At 61.2% G+C, this 26751-nt stretch carries 11 protein-coding genes; 5 read left to right on the forward strand and 6 right to left on the reverse strand.

What is annotated here, in order from left to right; all coding sequences use genetic code 11:
- Positions 1 to 55 precede the first annotated feature (55 nt).
- Complete coding sequence (locus V0R60_RS07740) at positions 56 to 13018, forward strand: non-ribosomal peptide synthetase (protein ID WP_330079336.1); 12963 nt, start codon at positions 56 to 58, stop codon at positions 13016 to 13018.
- Between the two features lie 93 nt (positions 13019 to 13111).
- Here V0R60_RS07740 and dsbG read toward each other — a convergent pair whose 3' ends face one another.
- Genes dsbG through dsbD form a run of 3 tightly spaced genes read right to left on the reverse strand, consistent with a single transcriptional unit; the run spans position 13112 to position 16421 of the window.
- On the reverse strand, positions 13112 to 13876 hold the full coding sequence (gene dsbG / locus V0R60_RS07745) for a thiol:disulfide interchange protein DsbG (RefSeq protein WP_330079337.1): 765 nt from the start codon (positions 13874 to 13876) through the stop codon (positions 13112 to 13114).
- Complete coding sequence (locus V0R60_RS07750; protein ID WP_136477410.1) at positions 13861 to 14718, reverse strand: TlpA disulfide reductase family protein; 858 nt, start codon at positions 14716 to 14718, stop codon at positions 13861 to 13863. The genes dsbG and V0R60_RS07750 overlap by 16 nt, the downstream gene beginning before the upstream one ends.
- Complete coding sequence (gene dsbD, locus V0R60_RS07755; RefSeq protein WP_330079338.1) at positions 14718 to 16421, reverse strand: protein-disulfide reductase DsbD; 1704 nt, start codon at positions 16419 to 16421, stop codon at positions 14718 to 14720. The genes V0R60_RS07750 and dsbD overlap by 1 nt, the downstream gene beginning before the upstream one ends.
- Before the next feature lie 172 nt (positions 16422 to 16593).
- On the opposite strand from dsbD, the gene V0R60_RS07760 reads away from it, so the two are divergent.
- From V0R60_RS07760 to pvdP, 4 genes are all read left to right on the forward strand, one after another.
- On the forward strand, positions 16594 to 17277 hold the full coding sequence (locus V0R60_RS07760) for a response regulator (protein WP_136477408.1): 684 nt from the start codon (positions 16594 to 16596) through the stop codon (positions 17275 to 17277).
- Entirely contained in the window at positions 17274 to 18596 is a 1323-nt protein-coding gene (locus tag V0R60_RS07765) for an ATP-binding protein (protein ID WP_136477407.1), read from the forward strand. The genes V0R60_RS07760 and V0R60_RS07765 overlap by 4 nt, the downstream gene beginning before the upstream one ends.
- Positions 18597 to 18779: 183 nt before the next feature.
- Positions 18780 to 20192 carry an aspartate aminotransferase family protein gene (locus tag V0R60_RS07770; RefSeq protein ID WP_330079339.1) on the forward strand — a complete coding sequence of 471 codons (1413 nt, stop codon included), beginning with the start codon at positions 18780 to 18782 and terminating at the stop codon, positions 20190 to 20192.
- 228 nt (positions 20193 to 20420) lie between these two features.
- The gene (pvdP, locus tag V0R60_RS07775) at positions 20421 to 22043 is read left to right on the forward strand and encodes a pyoverdine maturation tyrosinase PvdP (RefSeq protein WP_330079340.1); all 1623 of its coding nucleotides are present in this window, start codon (positions 20421 to 20423) and stop codon (positions 22041 to 22043) included.
- Positions 22044 to 22081: 38 nt separating this feature from the next.
- On the opposite strand, the gene V0R60_RS07780 is transcribed toward pvdP, so the two are convergent.
- The 3 genes from V0R60_RS07780 to V0R60_RS07790 are packed head-to-tail and all read right to left on the reverse strand — an operon-like array spanning position 22082 to position 26638.
- Positions 22082 to 23488 (reverse strand): efflux transporter outer membrane subunit, encoded by a 1407-nt coding sequence (locus V0R60_RS07780; protein ID WP_330079341.1) that lies wholly within the window; start codon positions 23486 to 23488, stop codon positions 22082 to 22084.
- A 3-nt stretch (positions 23489 to 23491) separates the two neighbouring features.
- Positions 23492 to 25459 carry a MacB family efflux pump subunit gene (locus V0R60_RS07785; protein ID WP_330079342.1) on the reverse strand — a complete coding sequence of 656 codons (1968 nt, stop codon included), beginning with the start codon at positions 25457 to 25459 and terminating at the stop codon, positions 23492 to 23494.
- Positions 25460 to 26638, reverse strand: coding sequence for an efflux RND transporter periplasmic adaptor subunit (locus tag V0R60_RS07790; protein WP_330079343.1), 1179 nt, complete (start codon positions 26636 to 26638; stop codon positions 25460 to 25462). It lies immediately after the preceding gene.
- Between the last annotated feature and the right edge of the window lie 113 nt (positions 26639 to 26751).

The following is a 26751-nucleotide window of genomic DNA, read 5'->3' on the forward strand; positions in this document are numbered from 1 at the left end:
GTACGCATCACTACCGAGCCCTGATTTAACGCATAGACTCTGGCAGGAACCTCCCATGACGGACGCCTTCGAACTTCCGGTTACGCTGGTCCAGGCATTGGCACAGCGCGCTGCGCAAACGCCGCAGCGAATCGCCCTGCGCTTTCTTGCCGACGACCCGCAACAGGAGGCCGTGCTGGATTATCGGGAGCTGGACTTGCGTGCCCGAACCATCGCCGCAGCACTGCAGGCACGTACCGACTTCGGTGACCGCGCTGTGCTGTTGTTTCCCAGCGGCCCGGATTACGTGGCGGCTTTTTTCGGTTGCCTGTATGCCGGAGTGATCGCGGTGCCGGCTTATCCGCCGGAGTCTTCGCGCCGTCATCACCAGGAGCGCCTGCTGTCGATAATTGCCGATGCACAGCCGCGCCTGCTGCTGACCTCCAGCGCCTTGCATGACAGCCTGCAGGCACTGGAAGTGTTGAGTGAGGCAACAGCACCGCAGTTGCTGGCAACCGATCAGTTGTCGGGAAGCCTCGCCGACGCCTGGCAAGCACCAGCGCTGCAGGCTCACGACATCGCTTTCCTGCAGTACACCTCAGGCTCTACGGCTTTGCCCAAGGGTGTGCAGGTCAGTCATGGCAACCTGGTGGCAAACGAGGTACTGATCCGTCAGGGCTTTGGTATCGATCTCAACCCTGATGATGTCATCGTCAGTTGGTTGCCGCTGTACCACGACATGGGCCTGATCGGTGGCTTGCTGCAGCCCATCTTCAGTGGGGTGCCTTGTGTATTGATGGCGCCAACCTATTTCCTTGCTCGGCCGCAACGCTGGCTGCAGGCGATCAGTGATCATGGCGGCACCATCAGTGGCGGACCCGATTTCGCCTATCGCCTGTGCAGCGAGCGTGTCAGTGATGCAGCCCTGGCCAATCTTGACCTCAGTCGCTGGCGGGTGGCGTACTCCGGGTCCGAACCGATCCGCCAGGACAGCCTGCAGGCGTTTGCCGAAAAATTTGCCAGCTGTGGCTTCAATGCCCAGAGCTTCTTTGCCAGCTATGGCCTGGCTGAGGCGACGCTGTTTGTCAGTGGCAGTACTCGTGGCCAGGGAGTTGGCGCGGTGAGCCTGGATGCCACGGCGCTGGCGCGCAACTGTGCCGAGCCTGGCAACGACATAGTGCAGATGAGCTGTGGGCGCAGCCAGCCGGAGCATGATGTGCAGATCGTCGATCCACACCAGCTCACGGTGCTGGACGACAACCGCGTTGGCGAGATCTGGGCCCGTGGCCCGAGCATTGCCACCGGCTACTGGCGCAACCCACAAGCGACGGCGCGTACCTTTGTCGAGCAAGGTGGGCATACCTGGTTGCGTACCGGCGACCTGGGTTTTCTGCGTGAGGGCGAGCTGTTCGTAACCGGCCGCCTCAAGGACCTGTTGATTGTGCGAGGGCACAACCTCTACCCGCAGGATCTGGAAAAAACGCTGGAGCGGGAAGTGCAGGTATTGCGCAAGGGGCGAGTGGCCGTGTTTGCCGTCGACAACCTGGGTGAGGAAGGTATCGGTGTTGCAGTCGAAGTCAGTCGCAATGTGCAAAAGACCATCTCGGCGCAGCGCTTGATCAAGGCCCTGCGCCAAGTGATCGCCGACGCCTGTCAGCAAGCCCCGGCAGTGGTCTTGCTGCTCAATCCTGGCGCGTTGCCCAAGACTTCCAGCGGGAAGCTGCAGCGCTCGGCTTGTCGCGTGCGAATGGACGACGGCAGTCTGGATTGTTATGCGCGCTTCCCTGAAGCGCAGCATGCGCCGGCGCTTGACCAAAGCATGCATGGGACCAGGCTGCACGGCCTGATCGCACGGGCATGGTGCGAACAGCTGGGCATTGAACAGGTGGCGCAGGATGATCACTTCTTTCTGCTCGGCGGCAACTCGATTTCCGCCACTCAGCTGACTGCGCGCCTGGCGGATGAACTGGGTTTGCAACTGAGCGTGCGGTTGCTGTTCGAGTGCCCGCAGCTGGATACCTTCAGCAGCGCTGTGGCGGCACTGCAACAGCAGGGGGGCGCGGCGCATGACGCCATCGAGCGTCTCGACCGGCACCAGGCGTGGCCGCAGTCTCTGGCGCAACATCGTATGTGGCTGCTCTGGCAACTGGATAAGCACAGCGCCGCCTATAACATACCCGGAACCCTGCGACTGCGCGGTGAACTTGATCATGCCGCTGTGCAGTCGAGCTTCCAGTCGCTGGTCGAGCGGCACGAGTCGCTGCGCACCGTATTCAGCGAGGTCGATGGGCAGGCGCTGCAGCAGGTGTTGCCGATGCTTACACTCGAGGTGCAGCATCTGGACCTGAGCGAGCTTGAGCTCGACCCTGTCATGACTCGGCGCGAAGCCGAAGCGCAGCAGCCGTTCGATCTGCAAGCCGGTCCGTTGCTGCGAGTGACCCTGGTGCGTCTGGCAGATGAGGAACATCAACTGTGGGTCACCCTGCACCATATAGTTGCCGATGGCTGGTCGATGAACATTCTCATCGACGAGTTTTCGCGACTGTATGCCGCTCACAGCCAGGGGCAGCAAGCTGAGCTGCCTGCGCTGGCCCTGGATTATCTCGACTATGGCAATTGGCAACGACAGTGGCTGGTCGAGGGCGAGGCGGCGCGGCAATTGAACTATTGGACAGCTCAGTTAGGTGGTGAGCCGCCTGTGCTCGATCTGCCCATCGATCATCCCCGCTCCAACCAACAGCGCAAGTTGGCCGCGCGCCTGAGCCTGCGCGTGCCAGCGACGTTAAGTGAGGCACTGCGCACTACCGCCCGCCAGCATGACAGCACGCTGTTCATGATCTTGCTGGCCGGTTTCCAGAGCCTGCTGCATCGCTACAGCGGACAGTGCGATATTCGCGTCGGGGTGCCCAACGCCAACCGGGCGCGGCTGGAAACCCAGTGCCTGGTGGGCTTTTTCATCAATACCCAGGTACTGCGGGCCGAGCTGAATTCGTGCATGCCTTTTGCCGAACTGCTGGCCCAGGTGCGTGAGGCCACCGTGCAGGCTCAGGCCCATCAGGACCTGCCGTTCGAGCAACTGCTCGCAGCCTTTCCCGAGGCGCGCGAGCAGGGTTTGTTCCAAGTCATGTTCAACCATCAGCAACGTGACCTCGGCGCGTTGCGACGCCTGCCGGGCCTGCTCGCCGAAGAGTTGCCATGGCACAGCCGCGAGGCCAAGTTCGACCTGCAGTTGCACAGCGAGGAAGATCACCAGGGGCGCCTGTCGCTGTCCTTCGACTATGCCAGTGAGTTGTTCGATGCTGACAGCGTGCAGCGTCTGGCAGCGCACCTGATCAGCTTGCTGGAACAAGTGTGCGCAGCGCCGAGGCTGAGCATTGGTGACGTGCAGTTGCTCGATGTCCAAGGTCGCGAGCAGCTTCTGCAGTGGGGGCAGGCTCCGGCTCCGGCGGCACAACAGTGGGTGGTGGAACAGCTCAACGAGCAAGCCCGCACGACACCGCAGCGCGTTGCCCTGGTGTGGGACGGCGGCAGTCTCGACTACGCCAGCCTGCATCAGCAGGCCAACAGGCTGGCGCATTATCTGCGCGACAAGGGGGTCGGTCCGGATGTGTGTGTGGCGATTGCGGCTGAGCGTTCGCCGCAATTGCTCATTGGTATCCTGGCCATTATCAAGGCGGGCGGTGCCTACGTGCCGCTGGATGTCGACTACCCACCGGAGCGTCTGGCCTACATGCTGGCCGACTGCGGCGCCGGATTGTTGCTCAGTCATAGCGATATGCTGGAACGCTTGCCGCACGTAGCAGGCGTCAGCACCCTCGCCATGGATCAGCTCAAGCTCGACAGCTGGCCGAGCCAGCCCCCGGGCCTGCACCTGCATGCCGAGAACCTCGCCTATGTGATTTATACCTCAGGCTCCACCGGGCAGCCCAAGGGCGTGGGCAACACCCATGCAGCATTGGCTGAACGCCTGCAATGGATGCAGCAACGCTATGGGTTGGATGAAACCGATGTGCTGATGCAGAAAGCCCCCATCAGTTTTGATGTGTCGGTGTGGGAATGTTTCTGGCCACTGATCAATGGCTGCCGGCTAGTGCTGGCAGGTCCCGGCGAACACCGTGACCCGCAGCGGATCGCTGCCTTGGTGCGTGAGCATGGCGTGACGACTTTGCACTTCGTTCCCGCTTTGCTGCAGGTGTTCATTCAAGAACCGCTGGCGGCCGCCTGCACTAGCCTGCGTCGATTATTCTCCGGTGGTGAGGCGCTGTCTGGCGCCCTGCGTGACCGCGTGCTGCAGGTGTTGCCAGAGGTGGCGCTGGATAACCGCTATGGCCCGACCGAAACGGCGATCAACGTTACTCATTGGCGCTGCAATCAAGCCGATGGTGCGCGCTCACCGATCGGGCGGCCGCTGGCCAACGTCGTGTGCCGGGTGCTGGATGAACAACTGCAACTTAGCGCCGTCGGTGTGCCAGGCGAGTTGTACCTGGGCGGGGCGGGGCTGGCGCGAGGTTATCTTGCAAGGCCTGGGCTCACCGCCGAGCGTTTCGTGCCGCAACCAGATGGCGATGGTCAGCGCCTCTACCGCAGCGGCGACCGGGCACGTTGGGTGGGGTCACTGGGCGCCCTGGAGTACCTGGGTCGGCTGGATCAGCAAGTGAAACTGCGCGGCTTTCGCGTAGAGCCTGAAGAAGTCGAGGCCTGTCTGTTGAACCAGTCGGGAGTGGACCAGGCCGTGGTTGTGATTCGCCAGACCACGGCTGGCGCGCAATTGGTGGGCTACTACAATGGCAGTGAAAACAACGCCGGGCTGATGACTGCATTGATCCAACAACTGCCGTCCTACATGGTTCCTGCGTTGCTGATGCACATCCCCCAGATGCCCCTTGGCCCGAGTGGCAAGGTCGAGCGCAAGGCGCTGCCGGAGCCGGTCTGGACCACCGGCGAGCACATCGAACCGAGTACTGCACTGGAACAACAGATAGCCGCGATCTGGCGTGAAGTATTGGGGTTGCAGCAGATCGGTCTGCAGGACGACTTCTTTGCCCTGGGTGGGCACTCGTTGCTGGCTACCCAGATCGTTTCCCGCACGCGTCAGGCCTGCAACGTCGAGGTACCGTTGCGGGTGCTGTTCGAGGCCAGTCAACTGCGCGCATTCGTGCGCGAAGTCGAGGCCATCCAATGCAGCGGCTCACACAACCTGCAAGGCGCAATTGCTCGCGTCGATCGTCACCAGGCGGTACCACTGTCGTACTCCCAGCAGCGCATGTGGTTCCTCTGGCAGATGGAGCCAGACAGCCCAGCCTACAACGTTGGCGGCATGGCACGGTTGCGTGGTGTGCTGGATGTCAGCCGCTTCGAGCAGGCGCTGCAGTCCTTGATCGTACGCCATGAGACCCTGCGCACCACCTTTCCGAGCATCGACGGGGTGCCGTACCAGTGTGTGCACCGCGACAGTCAACTGCACATGGACTGGCAGGATTTCTCGGCCCACAACCCGGCACAGCGTGAATCGCTTCTACAGGTATTCGCCGACCAGCAGGCGCACCAGCCGTTCGATCTGGAGCGCGGCCCGCTGCTGCGAGCGTGCCTGGCCAAGACCGGTGAGCAAGAGCACTACTTTGTGTTGACCCTGCATCACATCGTGACCGAAGGCTGGGCCATGGACATCTTTGCCCGCGAACTGGGTGAGCTGTATGAGGCGTATGTCGATGAGCGCGAGTCGCCGTTGCAGGCTTTGCCGGTGCAATATCTGGACTACAGCGTCTGGCAGCGCCAATGGCTGGAAGGTGGGGAGGGGCAACGTCAGCTTGATTACTGGAAGGCCAAGCTGGGTGCAGAGCATCCGGTGTTGGAACTCCCCAGCGACCGCCCTCGGCCTGCGGTGCAGAGCCACCGTGGTGAGCTGTATCGCTTTGACTTGAGTCCGCAACTGGCCGCGCAGGTACGTCAGTTCAATGCTGAGCGCGGCTTGACGCTGTTCATGACCATGACTGCGACCTTGGCGGTGCTGCTCTATCGCTACAGTGCCCAGCATGACCTGCGTATCGGTGCGCCGGTGGCCAACCGTATTCGCCCGGAAAGCGAAGGGCTGATCGGCGCCTTCCTTAATACCCAGGTATTGCGTTGCCAGCTCGATGGGCACATGCGCGTCAGCGAGCTGATCGACCAGGTGCGCCAGACGGTGATCGAAGGTCAGTCACATCAGGACTTGCCCTTCGATCAACTGGTCGAAGCACTACAGCCTGCACGCAGTACTGCTTATAACCCATTGTTCCAGGTGATGTGCAACGTTCAGCGCTGGGAGTTTCAACAGCACCGGCAATTGTCGGGCATGCAGGTGGATTACCTGGTCAACGATGCCCGGGCGACCAAGTTCGATCTCAACCTCGAAGTCACCGACCTGGACCGACGTCTGGGCTGCTGCCTGACCTACAGCTGCGACCTGTTTGACGAGCCACGGATCGCCATGATGGCTGAGCATTGGCAGAACCTGCTGGCGGCAATGCTTGATAACCCAGAGCAATATCTGTGCGAATTGCCGATGCTGGCCAGCGGCGAGCAACGCGCCTTGCGAGCAAGCCTTGAAGGGGACCTTGAGGCAGACCTCGGCCAGACCATCGAAGGCTTGTTCAGCGCCCAGGCGTTGCGGGAACCGCAAGCGATTGCCCTGACTTTTGCCGGCGAGCATTTGAGTTACGCTGAGCTGGACGCCCGATCCAATCAGTTGGCCCGTGTACTGCGCGAGCGTGGTGTCGGCGCGCAGGTGCGAGTCGGCCTGGCACTGGAGCGCTCACTGGAGATGGTGGTGGGCCTCCTGGCGATTCTCAAGGCCGGTGGGGCCTATGTGCCGCTGGACCCGGAGTACCCGCGGGAACGTTTGCTCTACATGATCGAAGACAGCGGCATCAGCATATTGCTGGGCCAGCGCAGTCTTTTCGAGGCATTGGGCGAACTGTCCGCTGATCTTGTCTGCTGGTGCCTGGAAGATGACGTGGCAAGCCTGGCAGAGGTCAGCCGCGAGCCGCTGCGCGCTACCAGCCTGCCGGGGCATCAGGCTTACCTGATATACACCTCAGGTTCCACCGGCAAGCCCAAGGGGGTGGTCGTCAGCCGGGGTGAAATCGCCATGCATTGCCAAGCGGTGATCAACGACTTCGGGATGCGCAGCGATGACTGCGAACTGCACTTCTATTCAATCAACTTCGACGCTGCCACGGAGCGCCTGCTGGTGCCATTGTTGTGCGGTGCGCGGGTGGTATTGCGGGCGCAGGGGCAGTGGGACGCGCAAGAGATCTGCACGTTGATTCGTGAGCAACAGGTATCGATTCTTGGTCTTACCCCAAGCTACGGCAGTCAACTGGCGCAGTGGCTGGCCAGTCGCAACGAAACCTTGCCGGTGCGCATGTGCATCACCGGTGGCGAAGCGCTGACCGGCGAGCACCTGCAGCGGATTCGCCAGGCGTTTGCGCCACAGCAGTTCTTCAACGCCTACGGGCCAACCGAAACCGTAGTCATGCCCCTGGCATGCCTGGCACCTGATCAGTTGCAAGCCGGCTTCGCTAGTGTGCCGATTGGTCGCGTGGTCGGTGCCCGGGTGGCGTACATTCTCGATGCCGATCTGGCCTTGCTGCCCCAGGGCGGCATTGGTGAGCTGTATGTCGGTGGCGCCGGCCTGGCCCAGGGGTACCACGAGCGCCCGGGGCTGAGCGCAGAACGCTTTGTCGCCAACCCCTTCGCCGCTGACGGTGGTCGTCTGTACCGTACTGGCGATCTGGTTCGCCAACGTCCCGATGGACTGGTCGAGTACATGGGTCGTATCGACCATCAGGTGAAAATTCGCGGTTTCCGCATCGAACTGGGCGAAATCGAAACGCGACTGCTGGAGTACCCGGCAATCCGCGAGGCAGTGGTGCTGGCGCTGGACACGGCCGCAGGCAAGCAACTGGCTGCTTATCTGGTCTGTGATCAGGCGCTCGCCGATACCGCCACTCAGGTTGCACTGCGTGATGCACTCAAGGCACATCTACGTTCGCACCTGCCGGACTATATGGTGCCAACCCACCTGATGTTGCTTGAGCAAATGCCCTTGATGGGCAATGGCAAACTCGACCGAGGCGCACTGCCGCCAGCGCATCTGGAACACGCTCATGAACATTACCAGGCACCGCGCAGCGCGCTGGAGCAGCAATTGGCCAATCTCTGGCAGGATGTCCTGAATGTGCAGCGCGTTGGCCTGCAGGACAATTTCTTCGAGCTAGGTGGTGATTCTATCCTGTCGATCCAGGTGGTTAGTCGCGCTCGCCAGTTGGGGCTGCAATTCACCCCGCGTGACCTGTTCCAGCACCAGACGGTCCAGACCTTGGCCTCCGTGGTTCGGTGCAGTGACGACAGTCAGGTTGATCAAGGCCCGTTGAGCGGCCGTGCTGCGTTGACACCCATTCAACACTGGTTCTTCGACAGCGATGTAGTGCAACCACAGCACTGGAATCAGGCTGTACTGCTGGCTCCGACCGAGCGCTTAGTAGCCAGGGTGTTGGAGCAGGCCTTGCAGCGACTGGTCGAGCATCACGACGCATTGCGCCTGCGCTTTACTGTGCAGGATGGCCAGTGGCAGGGCGAATATGTGCTGGGCGGCAGTCGCGAATTGCTCTGGCAGGTGTCGGTGAGCAGTTTTACCGAGTGCCAGGCGTTGTACAGTGATGTGCAGCGCAGTCTCGACCTGGGCAACGGGCCGCTGCTGAGGGCCTTGCTGGTTGAAGACAGCAGCGGCGAACAGCGTTTGTTGCTGGCAATACATCACCTGGTGGTCGACGGTGTGTCGTGGCGGGTGCTGCTGGAAGATTTGCAAGCGCTGTACCGCGCACAGACGTTGGCGGCCAAGACTCGCGCCATGAGTGATTGGGCCGCGCGTCTGCAGGCGTACGCCAGCAGTGACTCGCTGCGTGACGAACAACGCTGGTGGCAAAGCCAACTGGGCGCGGCTCACCAGGAGCTACCATGCGATCATCCGCAAGGAGCGAACCTGCACAAGCAGGCGCGTAACCTCAATGTGCGCCTGGATTCGAACCAGACCCGACAACTGCTCAAGGACGCACCGGCGGCCTACCATACCCAGGTCAATGACCTGCTGCTGACGGCACTGGCACAGGTATTGTGCCGTTGGAGCGGTCAGCCGTCGGTGCTGGTGCAGCTTGAAGGCCATGGCCGCGAACACCTGTTCGACGACATGGATCTGACCCGCAGTGTAGGTTGGTTCACCAGCGCTTATCCCTTGAGCCTGAGCCCTTCGACGGCTGAAGGAGAAGCTGGGCAGGGGGCCTCGATCAAGGCCATCAAGGAGCAATTGCGCCAGGTGCCACACAAGGGCCTGGGCTATGGCGTGCTGCGCTACCTGGGCGATCCGTCGGTACGCGAAAGCATGGCCGCTTTGCCACAGGCGCGGATCACCTTCAATTACCTCGGCCAGTTCGACCAGCAGTTCCAGGGTGATGCCCTGTTCCTGCCAGTGGATGAATCGGTCGGCGAGGCCCATGACCTGGACGCGCCACTGCCTAACTGGATGAGTGTCGATGGTCAGGTGTACGGGGGTGAGCTACAACTGCGCTGGACCTTCAGTGGCGAGCGCTACGACGAGCACACCATCGAACATCTCGCCCAGGCTTACAAAGTGCAACTGCTTGCTCTGATTGAACATTGCCTGGACGATAACAACGGAAGCTTCACGCCTTCGGACTTCCCGCTTGCGCAACTGTCCCAAGAGCAGATCGACAACCTGCCCGTGCCGGCGGCACACATCGAAGATGTGTACCCACTGACGCCGATGCAGGAGGGTTTGCTGCTGCACACCCTGCTTGAACCCGGTACTGGCATTTACTACATGCAGGACCGCTACCGGATCAACAGTGCCCTGGATCCGCAGCGCTTTGCCCAGGCCTGGCGGGCCGTGGTCGGGCGTCATGAAGCGCTACGTGCGTCGTTCAGTTGGAATGCTGGCGAAGCCATGTTGCAGATCATTCATAAACCAGGCACTACAGCGCTCGATTATCAAGACTGGGCCGACCTTGGCGATGACGAACAGGAAGCGCGCTTGCAGGCTTTGCATAAGCAGGAGCGCGAAGCAGGTTTCGATCTGCTGCAGCAGGCACCGTTCCACTTGCGTCTGATCCGCGTGGGTGCAGACCGGTACTGGTTCATGATGAGCAACCACCACATTCTCATCGATGCCTGGTGCCGCTCGCTGTTAATGAATGATTTCTTCGAGCTGTATATGGCCCTGGGCGAGGGCCGCGAAGCTCAACTGGCAGTACCGCCGCGTTACCGCGACTACATCGGCTGGCTGCAGCATCAGAATCTGGATGAAGCGCGCCAGTGGTGGCGGGAAAACCTCCAGGGCTTCGAACGCAGCACGGCGGTGCCGAGTGATCGTCCCCTGCTTCGGGATCACGGTGTCGAAAATGCCGGGATGATCGTCGGCGATTGTTACACCCGCCTGGATGCAGCCGACGGCGCGCGCCTGCGGGAGCTGGCCCAGGCCCATCAACTGACCATTAATACGTTCGCCCAGGCGGCCTGGGCGCTGGTATTGAGCCGCTACAGTGGCGAGCGTGATGTACTGTTCGGGGTCACCGTGGCCGGTCGTCCGGTCAGCATGCCGCAGATGCAGCGCACGGTAGGGTTGTTTATCAACAGCATCGCCTTGCGCGTGAAGTTGCCAGCGGCGGGTGAGCGTTGCAGCGTGCTGCATTGGCTCAAGGGCTTGCTCGAACACAACATGCAATTGCGCGAGTATGAATACCTGCCATTGGTGAGCATTCAAGAGTGCAGCGAGCTACCGAAAGGACAGCCGTTGTTCGATAGCCTTTTTGTGTTCGAGAACGCGCCCGTAGAAGTCTCGGTGCTGGATCGGGCGCAAAGCCTGAATGCCAGTTCCGACTCGGGCCGTACTCACACCAACTTCCCACTGACTGCGGTTTGTTACCCGGGTGATGACCTGGGCCTGCACCTGTCGTTCGATCAGCGCTATTTCGATACCGCGACGGTCGAACGCATGCTGGCCGAGTTCAAGCGTCTGCTGCTGGCCCTGGCCGACGGTTTGTTCGCCGACATCAGCGAGCTGCCATTGCTCGGTGAGCACGAACGGCGCTTTTTGCTCGATGAGTGCAACCGCAGCGAACAGGCCTACCCCCTGGAGCAGAGTTATGTGGCGTTGTTCGAAGCCAGGGTTGCGGCCCATCCGCAGCGTACGGCGGCCCGCTGTCTCGAGGCGACGCTCAGCTATGCTCAACTCAATCAGCAAGCCAATCGTCTCGGGCATGCGTTGGTTGCAGCTGGGGTGACGCTGGACCAACCGGTGGCGCTGTTGGCAGAACGTGATTTGTCATTGCTGGGCATGATCATCGGGAGCTTCAAGGCCGGTGCCGGTTACTTGCCTCTGGACCCCGGCCTGCCGACGGCACGCCTGCAACGCATCGTCGAACTCAGTCACACGCCGGTGCTGGTGTGTACCCAGGCCTGTGCCGAGCAAGGGCGAGCGCTACTGGATGAACTGGGGTGTGCGGGGCGTCCGAAATTGTTGATCTGGGAGCATGTGCAGAGCACGCAAGGGAGGGATTTCGATCCGGGTATCTATAGTGCTCCGGACAACCTTGCATATGTGATCTACACCTCCGGTTCTACCGGCTTGCCCAAGGGTGTGATGGTCGAGCAGCGCGGCATGCTCAACAACCAACTGAGCAAGGTGCCGTACCTGCAATTGGACCAGCAGGATGTGATTGCCCAGACCGCCTCGCAGAGTTTCGATATCTCGGTCTGGCAGTTCCTTGCCGCACCGCTGTTCGGCGCGCAGGTGGCGATTGTGCCCAACGCCATTGCCCACGATCCACAAGGCCTGCTTGAGCATGTCCAGGCCAGCGGCATTACGGTGCTGGAAAGCGTACCGTCGCTGATTCAGGGCATGCTCGCCAACGAACATCGGCAACTGGACAGCCTGCGCTGGATGCTGCCGACTGGAGAAGCGATGCCGCCGGAGCTGGCCTGGCAATGGCTGCAGCGTTACCCGCAGGTTGCGCTGGTCAACGCCTATGGCCCGGCGGAGTGCTCGGATGATGTCGCCTTTTTCCGCGTCGATGCTGATTCGACCCGTGGCAGCTACTTGCCTATTGGTACACCGACCGACAATAACCGTTTGTACCTGTTGGATGACGATCAGGCTCTGGTGCCTATGGGGGCGGTAGGTGAGTTGTGCGTGGCAGGTACCGGCGTCGGTCGAGGCTATGTCAGTGATCCGCTGCGCACGGCCCAGGCGTTTATTCCACACCCCTTCGGCGCGCCTGGGGAGCGTTTGTACCGCACTGGCGACCTGGCGCGTCGACGCGTGGATGGCGTGCTCGAGTATGTGGGGCGTATCGACCACCAGGTGAAGATTCGCGGCTATCGCATTGAGCTGGGTGAAATCGAGGCGCGTCTGCATGAGCAGGCCGAGATTCGCGACGCCGCCGTGGGTGTGCAGGAGGGCGTCAACGGCAAGCACCTGGTGGGTTATCTGGTGGCCAGCGATGCAGGCGCCTACCTTGCGGCAGTGCTGGAACGGATCAAGCAACGTCTGCGCGCCGAGCTGCCTGAGTACATGGTTCCATTGCACTGGGCCTGGCTCAAACAGCTACCGCTCAATGCCAACGGCAAGCTCGATCGCAAGGCACTGCCGAGTATCGATTTTGCAACTCAGCAGCGTCAGGACTACCTGGCGCCGCGCAGCGAGCTGGAACAAACCCTGGCGCTGATCTGGGCCGACATACTCAAGGTTGAAAGGGTGGGTGTGCGCGACAACTTCTTCGAGTTGGGCGGCCATTCCCTGCTGGCGACTCAGATTGCCTCACGGGTGCAGAAGACATTGCAGCTAAATGTGCCATTGCGGGCGATGTTCGAGTGCAGCTCGGTCGAGGAGTTGGCCATCTATGTCGACGGTCTCAAGGGCAGTGAGCTGAGCGATGACAAGGTCGACCGTTTGAGTGATCTGATGGCGGCGCTGGAATCGTTGTAAGGGCTGAAAACCATCGTGGGGCAAGCCTGCTCCCACCGGGTGTGATGATCCCGGTGGGAGCAGGCTTGCCCCGCGATCGCGTTCGCCGAAACCTCAGCGTTTGCCCAGAATTTTCCCCAGCATGTCTGGCCGTGGTGCACCTTGCTGCGCCTGCATTTGCTGTTGTTCATCCAGATAGAAAATCGCCGGCGTTGCCGACAAGCCCAATTCCTCCATCAACGCCAGGTTGGCGTCGAGTTTGGCTTGCACTGCGGCAGGAATCTTATCCAGTGCCTTGAGGGTGCTGGCCTTGCCGGCGCTCTCGTGCTTGTGCAGAGCCTGGGCCGGGTCATTGCTGGCCATCAGCGCTGCCGATTTGCCCGGGCTGTCTTCGCGAATGATGCCGACCATGATATGGCGCAACTGTACTTTGCCCGACTCCACCCATGGCCGGGCCTGTTGCCAGAACATGTTGCAGTACGGGCAGTTAGGGTCGCTGAACAAGTAGACGATGCGTGGCGCATCAGCCTTGCCGTCGGCGATCCAGGCGGTCTTTTCCATTTTTGCCCAGGCTTGCTTGGCCATCGGCGCATACACCAGCTTCTGCAGTGGTGCTTCACTCAGGTCCTGGCCTTGTTCATCGAACAGACTGCCGACCAGCACATGCTTGCCGTCGGGCGTCAGGTACAACGCCATGCCGCGGTTCTGATATTCGGCGGCGTAACCACGCAGGCCGTTGGGAGCATCGAAGCTGCCTTTGACTTTTACGCCCTTGGCCTCGATTTGCTGCACAGCCTTGGGCAGCGGTTCGGCCGCGATGACCTGGCTGGCCAGCAGGCCGAAAGTGAGGCTAACAGGCAGTTTCAACAATGGGTGCATGCGTCGTTCCTTGAGGAGTTGGAGACGGCGGGCGCAGGTGCGCGCTCGAAGGATTGCAGGGCGTGACTGAGGCTGGCCCGCGACAGCTCGCCCAGGTGGCTGCCGACAAGACGGCCGTCGGCGTTGTAGAACAGCGTGGTAGGAAGCGCCATGGAGCCGACTTTCTGCGCCAGTTGGCCACCGCCATCAAACAGCACATGTGACAGGTTGAGGCCGGTGGTGGCGAGAAAGGTGCTGACGGTCTGTGGGGTTTCTCCCTGGTTGACGAACAGGAAGGTGATGTCCGGGTGTTCATGCTGCGCTTGTTGCAGTACCGGCATTTCTCGACGGCACGGTGGGCACCAGGTAGCCCACAGGTTGATAACCAGCGGCCGGCCACTGTAGGTGGTGAGTTGCACCGCTTCGCCGTTGGCCTTCTTCAGGCTGACTTCGGGCAGTTGCGTGCCTTGTTCGTAGAGGTGACTGGCCAGGCTGCCAAGCAACCAGAACAAGGCGCCGCTAAACAGACCCCAACCCAGCGGCCGGCGCAGCGCGGTGCGGCGCCAGCCTTGCCACAGTGCACCGATGATAACCACCAGCAGGCCCGGCCAGAGCAGGAAACCGCCATCGCGCAGGTCGATGATCTGCAGGGGATCTTCGCGGTACATCGACCAGTAGCTCAGTACAAAGCCCAGGCGAGCCCCCAGCAGGCCGAGCAGGAACAGGCTGAACAGCACCGACTCCGGGTTGTCGCCGCCGCGCTTGGCAACCCGCCAGCCAACGACGGTGGCCAGGGTCAAGGCACAGATAAGCAGCAAATGGTCGACGGCCATGGTCAACGGCCCGAGGTTAACGGTCAGCATCAGCCTTGACTCCGGGTCTGGGCCCACTGTTCGAGAAAGTTTTGCGCATCGATTTCGCCGGTGATACGGCGGCTGCGTCGCTCGTTACCTTCTGGTCCGATCCAGATAATCGTCGGTGGGCCGGGTACCTGGTAGCGTTGCAGCAATTGGCGGCTGGACGCTGCATCGGCGGTCACATCCAGGCGCAGCAAGCGAATGCCGTTCAATGCGTCCAACACATCGGCGCGGCCGAACACTTGTTTTTCCATGACTTTGCACGACACACACCAATCGGCATAGTAGTCGAGCATCACCCATTGGCCTTGGGCTTTGGCGCTATCGAGTTCGCGTTGCAGGTCGGCCGGTTGACTGACGGTGATGAAGGCATCCTCGTGGACCGCACTGGCAACAGTGCCGCTGCCTGCGCGGAAGGGTTGCAGTGGCTGCCAGGGATCACTGCCGCCGGCGGCTGCGCCGATCACTAGCAGACTGCCCCAGAAACCCAGCAATACTGGCAGTGCGCGGATTGCCTGCAGTCCATGCAGTGCAGGCCAAGCGGCCCAGGCCAGAGCGATCAGCCAGGCCCCGCCCAGGCCCAGCCACAGCGAAGGTTCGAGTACCGTGCGCAGTGTATACAGCGCCATGGCCAGGAACACGAAACCGAACAGGCCTTTGATCAGATTCATCCACGGGCCCGGACGTGGCAGGTAGCGATTGCCCAGAGTGACTAGGAGCAACAGCGGCAAGCCCATGCCGATGCCTAAGGTGAACAACACCAATGCACCCTGCACAGCATTGCCGCTTTGGGCGATGTACAACAAGGCACCGGCCAGGGGCGCGGTCATGCATGGGCCCATGAGCAGACCGGAAAGGGCGCCGAGCAGCGCCGCCCCATAGACATTGCCGCCACGAGTGCCGTGCCCCGCGCGTTCCAGGCGGTCGCGCAACCACGCCGGCAGTTGCAGCTCGAAGGCACCGAACATCGGCAAGGCGAGCAAGATGAACAGGCCCGCCAGGGTGCCGAGCAACCAGGGTTGTTGCAGCCAGGCCTGCAGACTTCCACCCAGCAAAGCTGCAATTACACCGAGCGCGGCATACACCAGGGCCATGCTCAGCACATAGACGCAGGCCAACAACCAGCCGCGCCGCGCACTGACGCCGTTACCCAGGACCAGTCCGGCGAGAATCGGCAGCATCGGAAGCGAACACGGTGTAAATGCCAACAGCAAGCCCAGGCCGAAGAAGGCCAGCAGGCTCCAGGCCAGAGTCGATTGCTGCAGGTTGCCCGCCAAGGCCTGGTCGCTGGCTTGCTCATCCACAGGCACATTGCTCAGACTGACCAGATTGGTCTGCGGCGGATAGCACAGGCCAGCATCAGCGCAACCTTGCCAGCCCATGCGCAATTGGCCACTGGCGTCTGCCGGCAATAGCAACTCAAGTTCACCTCGATATACCTGGGTATCGCCGAAGTATTCATCATGGTAAGGCAAGGCGTTCGGCAGGGTCGGGTGCTGTTCAGGCGGCAGTCCGTCGAACTTCAGGCGTTTCTGATACAGGTAATAGCCATCGGTTATTTTCCAGTGCAGGCGCATCTGTCCCGAATCCAGCCGCTCACTGCTGAATACAAAGGCCTTTTCTACTGGCAGGAAGTCGCTTTGGGTAAAGGGATTTGCCTGAGCCAGACCGCTGAACAGAAGCATCAGGGCAATCAATAATCTACGCATGTCGAAACCTTGGCAGTGCGATAAGTGTTCGATCCTGGCCGAGCGCGATTAACCGAGTGTTAACCCATAAGCGTCAATTGTCGCCCCGGCCGCGACGATCCGGCGCTGGCACGGCATAATCCTGAGTTAATCCGCCTGCGCTTCACTGTCACTTTTAGTATTGAGACCCATCATGCACGTATTGCTCTGCGAGGATGACGACCTGATTGCCAGCGGCATCGCTGCGGGCCTGACTGCTCAGGGCATGACTGTGGACAGGGTAGCCACGGCAGCTGCGGCGCAGGCCATGCTCCAGGCAGCGGCCTTCGATGTCATGGTGCTGGACCTGGGACTGCCCGATGAAGATGGGCTCAAGTTGCTGCAGCGCCTGCGCCAGCAAGGTGAGAGCCTGCCGGTGCTGGTGCTTACCGCGCGCGATGCAGTCACCGACCGGGTCGATGGCCTGCAAGCGGGTGCCGATGACTATTTGCTCAAACCCTTCGACCTGCGTGAGCTGGCCGCACGCTTGCATACCTTGTTGCGCCGGTCTGCAGGTCGGGCGGTGAATACCATTGAGCACGGCCCGCTCAGTTACGACCCCAGCAGTCGTGAAACCTGCCTGGGCGGCATACCGGTCGACCTGTCGCGCCGCGAGCAGGCATTGTTGCAGGCGCTCCTGCACAACCGCGGTCGAGTGTTGTCCAGCGAGCAGTTGAAGGACAGTGTCTATGGCTTCGGTGACGAGGTGGAAAGCAATGCCCTTAATGTGCATATCCATCATCTGCGGCGCAAGCTGGGCAACGGGATCGTCGAAACTGTGCGCGGGTTGGGCTATCGCCTGGGGCCGGCGCAGTTGCCAGGGGAAGCACAGCAATGAGTTTGCGCGTACGCCTGACGTTGATTCTGGGCACCGCCTTTGTGCTGATCTGGGCGCTGGCGGCAGCCTGGATGCTGCGCGACCTGCGTTACCAAATGATGTTCTCTCTGGACCAGCGTCTGGTGGCTTCGGCACGCATGGTTGCCGGGCTGATCGATCAGTTGCCACAACCACTGGTTGCCAAGGGCGAAGGCACGCAACTGAGTGCCGATCAGCTCAGCGTCCCGGATGGCATGGCCTGTCAGGTCAGTTCCCTGCGCGGTGAGATCATTGCCCGCAACCACGGTCAGGAGCACGCCCTCAATGATGACCGCAGCGGCTTTCGTGACCAGACTATCGAAGGCGCGCGGTGGCGCACCTTTACCTACTACCGCGGCGATGTGCGCATCACCACCGCGGACCGTCATCAGGAGCGCGAGGCTTTGAACCGCTCGATCCTGCTGGCGGCCTCGGCACCGGTGCTGGTGGCATTGCTCGGCAGCCTGGGCTTGCTGTGGATCGGTATCGGCAAGGGGCTGGCGCCGCTCAATCGTATGCGCGATGCCTTGCGCCGGCGTCGGCCGGACGCTCTGGAGCCCTTGCAGGTGCGTGCCTTGCCCAGTGAGCTGCAACCGCTACTGGACACCCAGAACCAGTTGTTCCTGCGTATTGCCCAGACCATCGAGCGCGAACGGCGTCTGACCGACGATGCCGCCCATGAGCTGCGCACGCCGTTGACCGCTATCAAGACCCATCTGCAGGTAGCGCGGATGACCGACGGCGCGGCGCGCGAGCAGGCCTTGGAACATGCAGAACAGGGTGCTGATCGCTTGCACCGGACCTTGGAACAGTTGCTCTTGCTGGCCCGGGTCGAAGGCAGTCTGTCTTTCGAAGACGGTGTGCAGTGCAGTGCCGAGCAGGTGGCGCGCCAGGCCATCCAGGACACCGGCTTGGGTGATTCGCAGCGCATAGCCCTGCAATTGGCCCCGGAGGCTGCCCAGGCATATCTGGATATGCCTTCACCCTTGGCCGTGACGGCCTTGCGCAACTTGCTCGACAATGCGTTGCGCCATACCCGTGGTCCCGAGCCTGTGGATCTGGCGGTGCAGATGGAAAAAGGGCAGGTGGTCTTTCAGGTGCGCGACCACGGCGCGGGCATTGCCGAACAGGATCTGGAGCGACTCACCGAGCGTTTCTGGCGTAACGGACAAAGCGGCGGTTGTGGTCTGGGCCTGGCCATTGTCCAGGCCATTGTCCAGCGTTGCGCGGGCTCGCTGCACTTCGACAATCGCAGCGACGGCCTACGGGTACAGTTGAATATCCCTACGCGCGCTGTGTAACCCATCGCGGGGCGGGGCAGATCGACGTTTCATCGCTGAAGCGATCGCAGCCCCGCGATAAAAGTATTTTTTTGGCCTAAATCCACTCGCACCTGAAGCGTTTTTCAAGCGATAACACCCCGACACACATCTGCGAGCAGGCGCGTGACGGGTACATCCGCTTGCTTGCGAGGGTTCCCCCCGATGTCAGTCGCTATCAGCCTTGCCCAGCCGTTGCCGGTGTCTTCAGACGTGGCCGCGGTCGAAACGCTTTATCACTTCCAAGAGTCGCCCTTGCTGACTCGCCAAAGCCAGCAGGAGTCCAATGCCCGTAGCTACCCGCGACGCATCCCCCTGGCGTTGAAAAAAGCTCGCGGTCTATATGTCGAGGACGTTGAAGGTCGGCAGTTCATCGATTGTCTGGCGGGTGCCGGGACGCTGGCCCTGGGGCACAATCATCCGGTAGTGATCGAGGCCATCCAGCAAGTGCTGGCCGATGAATTGCCCCTGCATACCCTCGATCTCACCACACCCGTCAAAGATCAATTCGTCCAGGATCTGTTCGGACTGTTGCCACCGGCCTTGCGTGATGAGGCAAAGATTCAGTTCTGCGGACCGACCGGTACCGATGCAGTGGAAGCGGCCTTGAAGCTGGTGCGTACCGCCACCGGCCGCAGCACGGTGCTGTCGTTTCAAGGCGGTTATCACGGCATGTCCCAGGGTGCGTTGAGCTTGATGGGCAGCTTGGGGCCGAAAAAGCCATTGGCGGCACTGTTGAGCAATGGCGTGCAATTTCTGCCCTATCCCTACGATTACCGCTGCCCGTTCGGCTTGGGCGGCGAGGCGGGGGTCAAGGTCAACCTGCATTACCTGGAAAACTTGCTCAACGATCCGGAAGGCGGCGTGCAACTGCCGGCGGCGGTGATTGTCGAGGCAGTGCAAGGCGAAGGCGGCGTCATTCCGGCTGATCTGGAATGGCTGCGCGGGGTGCGACGCATTACCGAGAAGGCCGGCGTGGCATTGATTGTCGATGAAATCCAGAGTGGATTTGCCCGCACTGGTAAAATGTTTGCCTTCGAGCACGCAGGGATCATTCCTGATGTCGTGGTGATGTCAAAGGCTATCGGCGGCAGCCTGCCGCTGGCCGTAGTGGTCTACCGCCAGTGGCTCGATACCTGGCAGCCAGGCGCGCATGCCGGTACCTTCCGCGGCAACCAGATGGCCATGGCCGCAGGCTCGGCGGTCATGAAGTACATCAAAGAACACGACCTGTGCGCCCACGCCCAGGCAATGGGCGAGCGCCTGAGTGGGCATTTGCGGCGTCTACAGGCGCGCTTTGCGCAATTGGGGGACATCCGGGGTCGCGGCCTGATGCTGGGTGTCGAATTGGTCGACCCGGCAAGTGCGAAGGACGCTCAAGGGCATCCGGCGGCATGTGCGCGACTGGCTCCCCTGGTTCAGCGCGAATGCCTCAAGCGTGGGTTGATTCTTGAGCTGGGGGGGCGACAGGGTGCTGTCGTGCGTTTCTTGCCGCCTCTGGTTATCACTGCTGAACAAGTTGACGAAGTGGCCGTTCGATTCGAGCGTGCTCTGGGCGCGGCGGTGGCAAGTCTGTAGTAGATCGCTGGGCAAGCCCGCCCTACCAAACGGTGCACAACCGGTAGGTACGGGCCTGCTCCCGAATTTGAGAATCTGCTGGTCGATGTCCTTGCCTAGAAAGAATTCACCTTGGAAACCCATGCTCGTGCGTATGGATTAGCTGTCACCCCGGCGCTTAAATTTCCTTCGGCTCGATACGTTTTAGCTTGGATACCGCCTGCTTTGATGGCGCAAACGGGTAGAACAATGACGATATCGCGGCGAGGTTTCATGGCGGGGCTGGCAGTAGCAGGCGCAGCGGTGCCCGCAGCCTACTATGCGCATAAGAAACTGAACCACGATCCTGAGGACGATATCGTTACCCCAGGTGAAGCCAGTGTCGAGTTGGCCGACCTTGCCGGCCAGCAATTGGCAGATCAGTTGCGTGGCGTGTGGGACTTGCGCTTGTCCGGCAGCCAGGCTGCGATTGCAGGCTTGCCCGAACACGGCCTGCAACTTTACCTGGACGTTGCCACCAAAGGTCGAGGTTTGCGCGGCTTCGTCGATGAGAAGAGCCGTCTGGAAGGGCCGGGGCCAGTGGCTTACCGAGTGCTGGGCGATCTGGTTGGCGCCTCCAGTGCGCAGATTCGTTGGCGTCTGTTGAGTAATCAGGGCGGCCCAGGCTATGAGTGTGTCGCCACGTTGGATGAAGTGTGGGGAAATTTCGCCAATGCCGGCAGCGCCAGCTTGAGTGGTCACCTTCAGCCTTTGCAGCGTTCTCTGGCGTTGCCGCTGTTGGACAGCCATTTTGTCGCGGTCAAACGGCCGTTTCCCGAGGCGCGCGAGCGGTTGCCCTATACCCCGGAACTCCAGGCTTGGGTGGTGAGTGCCGAGCATCGTTTGTTTCACCAGCTCTGGCATGCGACACGTGACAAGTGGCACAACCTTTCTGAACGAAAACAGGGGGCCTTGCGCGGGCTGGGATGGCAGCCCGGACCGCGCGACCATGAGCGCGATGCCCGCGGGCCGCGCAAGCATCGCAACGGCTCGGGTATCGATTTTCTGTTCATGCACCGGCATATGCTCGGTGCCGCGCGCACCCTGCAGGATTTGCCATCCTGGCCACATTTCCCCAGGCCAAGGCCTGCGGTCGAGCAGGACCGCCAAGGTTTTGCTCGCTACTTTGACAACCATGACGGAAATTGCGTACCGCCCACCTGGCTTGCGCCGGACGATGAGGCGTATGGGCAATGGGTATCTGCGATCAAGGCCGGGGAAACCTACTGCAGCAATTTTCAAGTCTGGGAATCCCAGTATCAGGATCCGCACTACCTGTCGAAGCTGACACTCGGTGCGTTTGGTTCGGAGCTGGAGATGAACCTGCATGACTGGTTGCACATGTGCTGGGCCTCAGTGCCCCGTGATCCGGTCAATGGTGCGCCAGTGCCGTTTGCGCGTGATCCTTCCGATTTCGGTTCACGTTGGTTCGCAGCGCAGAACGACTTTCTCGGCGACCCGTTTTCGTCCCATGTGAGTCCGGTGTTCTGGGGCTTTCATGGCTGGATCGATGATCGTATCGATGACTGGTATCGCGCCCATGAACGCCACAATCCAGGCCAGGTTCAACGGCTTGAGGTCAATGGTGTCCAATGGTTTGCCCCTGGGCGTTGGGTCGAGGTGGACGACCCGTGGCTTGGGCCCGCGACTCATGGTTGCAGCACTGTGCCAGGAACGTTCCCGGGCAAGTCGGTGGAGATGGATGTGGAAACCATGAAGCTTGCCTTGCGCATCACCTTTGGCGATGAGGACAATATTGGCAATTGGGTCCGGCGTGTGCCGCAGCGCCCGTGGTATGCCCGCCACTTGTCACTGCGCGGGATCGTTTCCTGAAGCAATTGCGGGGCACAGGTTTGCCCCGCGAAGGCCTGTCAGCGACTGACTTGCCAACCGCCTCCCAACGCTTTGTACAGCGCCACGCTGCCTTGCAGCCGGGCCAGGCGCAATTGCACTTGTTGGTCTTGCGCCTGGTAGAGCGTGCGCTGCGTTTCCAGAACAGTCAGCAAGGTTTCGGCCCCGACCTGGTAGCGGCTTTCGGATAGCGTGAAAGCGGTGCGTGCCTGTTCGACTTCTTGATCCTGCCACTGGCGCTGCTCGTCTACACCGCTAATGCCATTGAGCGCCTTTTCGACGTCTGCAAAGCCGGCAACGATGCTGCTGCGATAGTCCTGCAACAACTCCTCCTGCCTGGCGCTGGCCTTGTCCCGTTCGGCGCGCAGGCGGCCATTGTTGAAGATCGGCGCGGCCACGCCCGCGGTCAGTGCGTAGTAGGGGCTGCGCAGTATCTGTGAAAAGGTTTCAGCTCCCGAGCCAAGGTCGGCACCCAGGGTAAGACTGGGCAGCATGGCTGCGCGTGCTACCTGGACATTGGCCTGGGCTGCAGCCAGGCGCGCTTCGGCTGCGGCGATATCGGGTCGGCGGGCTAACAGTTGGCTGGGAACGCCGCTTCCAATTTCGGGCCAGCGCACCGCGTGCAACGACTCCTGAATCGGTGCCAGCTCTTGCACAGGCTCGCCAAGCAAGGTGGCCAGGGTGATGCGCGCTTCCTGCAATTGCTGCTCGAACAATGGCACCTGACGTGCTTGACCGGCCACCAGGCTGCGTTGTTGAGCCAGTTCCAGGGCCGTGGCTGAACCTGAGTCGTAGCGGGTCTGTACCAGGCGCAGCACGTCACGAGCGTTGGCCAGGTTGAGCTGGGCAATACGTACCTGTTCGGCCAGCGCCAAACTCTGCAGGTAGCTGTCTGCAACCCCGCTCAGCAGGGTCAGTTCCACCGTCTCACGGTCGTATTGGCTGGCATCCAGATCGAGCAGGGCGCTGTCGCGCGCGGCGACTTTGCCACCCCAGAAGTCGACTTCGTAGCTGGCACTCAGGCGAGTGCTGAACGTGGTGCTGGTGCGTTCACTGTTATTGCCATCGTCCTGGTTGAAATCTGTGCCGCGCATCTGGTGCTGACGACGGCCGTCCAGGCCAAACTTGACCTCCGGCAGCAGCGGTGCGCCAGCGATAACCGCCGAGGCCTGTGCCTGGCGAACTCTGGCCACTGCGGCGGCAAGATCGAAGCTGTTGTGCCGCGCGTGTGCAATCAGTCGATTGAGCGGGGCGCTGGAGAATTGTTGCCACCATTGCTGTTGCGGCAGCGACACAAGCAGATTGCTGCTGGGGCCTTGCCATTGTTTGGGTGCCTCCAGGCCGCTTTGCGGCGGTGTGCGGTTGTAGCTGCAGGCAGCGATAAGCAAGCTGATGGACAACACACTGAGGCGGCTGGGCAGGTTCATTGATTATTCGCTGGTAAGGGCTTTGACTGGGTCGAGACGGGCGGCCTTGCGCGCCGGCATGAAGCCGAACACCACGCCAGTGGCCACTGCGCAGGCAAAGGCGCCGAGTACGGCCGCCAGGGAAAAGGCCACGGCAATGTTGCCAAGCAGCAATACGCCACCAATCATCAGGGCCAGGGCAATACCGGTAATGCCGCCGACCATTGACAGCAGTACCGCCTCGCTGAGGAACTGACGCAGAATATCGCGCTGCCTGGCACCAGTGGCCATGCGGATTCCGATCTCACGCGTGCGTTCGCGTACGGTCATCAACATGATGTTCATCACACCAATGCCGCCAACCAGCAGCGAAATCGCAGCAATCGAGCCGAGCATCAGCGACAGAGTGTTCTGGGTTCGCGCTTCAGCCTGGATCAGAGCGGCGTCGTTGCTCAGCTCATAGTCGTGCTTGCCGTTGTGCAGCTTGCGCATCAGTTTGTTGATTGCAGCTTCGGTTTGCGCAACGCGTTGGGAGTCGCTGGCAGCGATGGTGACGTATTCCGGGTTGCGGCTGCCGAACAGGCGAATGGCAGCCGCGGAGTAGGGCACCACGATACGCTCGTCGCTGTCCTGGTCGCCGGAGCTGGCGCCTTTGCCTTTGAGGATGCCAACGACCTGGAACGGTACGTTCTCCACCAGGATGTACTGGCCGATCGGGTTGATCTGCGTACCGAACAGCTTCTCTTTGACCTTCTGGCCGATCACGGCGACAGCCGCGGCGGCGCGTTCGTCGGCCTCGGTAAAAAAGCTGCCCTCGACCACCGGCCAGTTGAATATTTCGGAGAAGTAGGTGTTGTTGCCACCCACATAAAACTGTTGGTTGTTGTTGCCGTAACGCACCATCAGGGTGTTGCCGATCACCGGCATGATCATCTTGACCTGGGGCAGGCTACCAACCGCAGCCACATCGTCGAGGGTGACGATGCCGGCAGGTTCGCGCAGGGTCGGTGCGCTGCCACTTAGGTAGAGAATGTTGGAACCAAATGCGGCCATTTGCGCCATGACCTGGCGCTTGCTTCCTTCCCCAACCGCGAGCATGACTACAACCGAAGCCACACCGATAACGATGCCGAGCAAGGTCAGCGCGGTGCGGAAGCGATTGATCCACATGACCCGCCAGGCGGCTTGCAGTGACTCGAGCAGCTCGCCTTTCCAGGCACCGCTGTGGGTAGCACCTTGATCCAGACGTTGGCGCAGGTCTTCGGCCTGCAAGCCTTCGTGATGTTCCTGTGCATTGGAGTTTTCATGGGCCGAATCGCTGAGGATCAAGCCATCGCGGATCTCGATGATCCGTTTGGCCCGTGCCGCCACTTCGCGATCATGAGTAATCAGGATAACTACATGGCCTTGGCTCGCCAGTTCATCCAGCAACGCCATGACCTCGGCACCGCTTTGGCTGTCGAGGGCGCCGGTAGGTTCGTCGGCAAGAATGATGTGGCCGCCGTTCATCAATGCCCGCGCAATCGACACTCGTTGCTGCTGACCGCCTGAGAGCTGATGCGGACGGTTGCCGGTACGGCTGGCCAGGCCCAGGCGTTCGAGTAAGGCCGCTGCGCGAGCGTGACGCTCATCAGCGGGGGTGCCAGCATAGATGGCCGGCATCTCGACATTCTCCTGAGCCGAGCCCGAGGCAATCAGGTGGTAGCCCTGGAAGACGAAACCGAAGGCTTCGCGGCGCAGCCACGCCAGTTCATCACTGTCCAGTTCGGCGACATCCTTGCCGGCGAACAGGTACTGGCCTGATGTCGGCCGATCAAGACAACCGAGGATGTTCATCAGCGTTGACTTGCCGGAGCCGGAGGCACCGACGATGGCGACGAACTCTCCGGGATGGATGGCCAGGCTGATGCCACGGACCACCTCGACCTTGGGCGTATCGACGCCGCCGTAGGATTTGCGAATGTCGCACAGCTCGATCAGCGGGGTGCTCATTCAACCTCCGCTGGCAGCAGGTGCGCCGATCAACAGTCGCTCACCTTCATTCAAGCCCTCCAACACCTGTACCCGCAGACGGTCGCTCAGCCCCGTGCGAACCTGGCGTTGCTCGACCTTGCCGCTGGCATCGAGCACCTGGGCAATCTGCAGGTTGTCATTGCTGGCGTCTTCGTCGAGGGCTGCCACCGGTACGGTCAGCACTTTGCTGGCGCGACCGGCAACGAAGAATACCTGGGTGGTCATTTCAGCCATCAGCGCGTTGTCGGGGTTGTCGACGTCCAGCAGCACGGTGTACAGCACCACTTTACCGCCGGCGCTACCACCACTGGCGCTGGCCGGGCTGCCGCCGCCTTGATTGGACTGGTCCAGGGGTTTGGGCGGCACGGGAAGAATCTGGCGCACAGTGCTGGTCCAGCGCCGCTTGCCGCCGGCGAGGGTGGTGAAGTAGGCCGCCATGCCGGGTTTGACATGGCCGATGTCGGCTTCGGACACTTCGGCCCAAACAGTCATTGGCGACAATTTGGCAATACGCAGTATCAATGGTGTCTGCTGCTGGGCGTTGAGGGTTTGACCTTCGCGGGCATCGACAGCGACGACGGTGCCGGACATCGGTGCATAGATGCGCGTGTACCCCAGCTCGGCTTCGTCACTGCGCAGACTGGCCTGGGCCTGGCGGATCTGCGCGCGGTACATGTCGATACGTGCTTGGGTCACCTTGAGCTGTGCCTGGGCGCTTTGCACATCTTCTTCGCGGGTAGCGCCGCCGGCAGCGAGATTGCGCTGGCGCTTGTATTGTTGCTCGGCGAGTAGGTACTGGGCTTGCTGTTCTGCGAGCTGCGCCTTGAGGTTGTCGATCGAGAAGCGCCCTGCATCGAGCTTCGCTTGCTGGGTAGAAGGATCGATCTCGACCAGCAACTGGCCAGCCTTCACCTGATCGCCCACCTCCACATGCAATTTGCGGATCTGTCCGGAAGCCTGTGCACCGACGTCCACATAGCGCCGAGGTTGCAAGGTGCCCAAAGCCGTGACACTGCTTTCGATGTCATTGCGCGTCACGCTGACAGTGCTGAGCGGGTCGGCGCCGGGGGAAAGGATTTTCCACGCAAGCAAGGCGCTCAGGCTGAGCAGGCCGAGGCCGCAGAGTATCAGCCGGCGTTTTTTTGAAGGACGTCTCATGCAGAGTTCCAGCCAAAGGGATGGGGCGTGGCGTCGTGTTGCCAGGCAACCACGACATACACGTAAAGCTTCAGGTAAACGAGATTCTCGCGACAGAATTTACCGCGACGGGA

The sequence above is a fragment of the Pseudomonas auratipiscis genome, from assembly GCF_036324085.1.
GTDB classification, from domain to species: Bacteria; Pseudomonadota; Gammaproteobacteria; order Pseudomonadales; family Pseudomonadaceae; genus Aquipseudomonas; species Aquipseudomonas auratipiscis.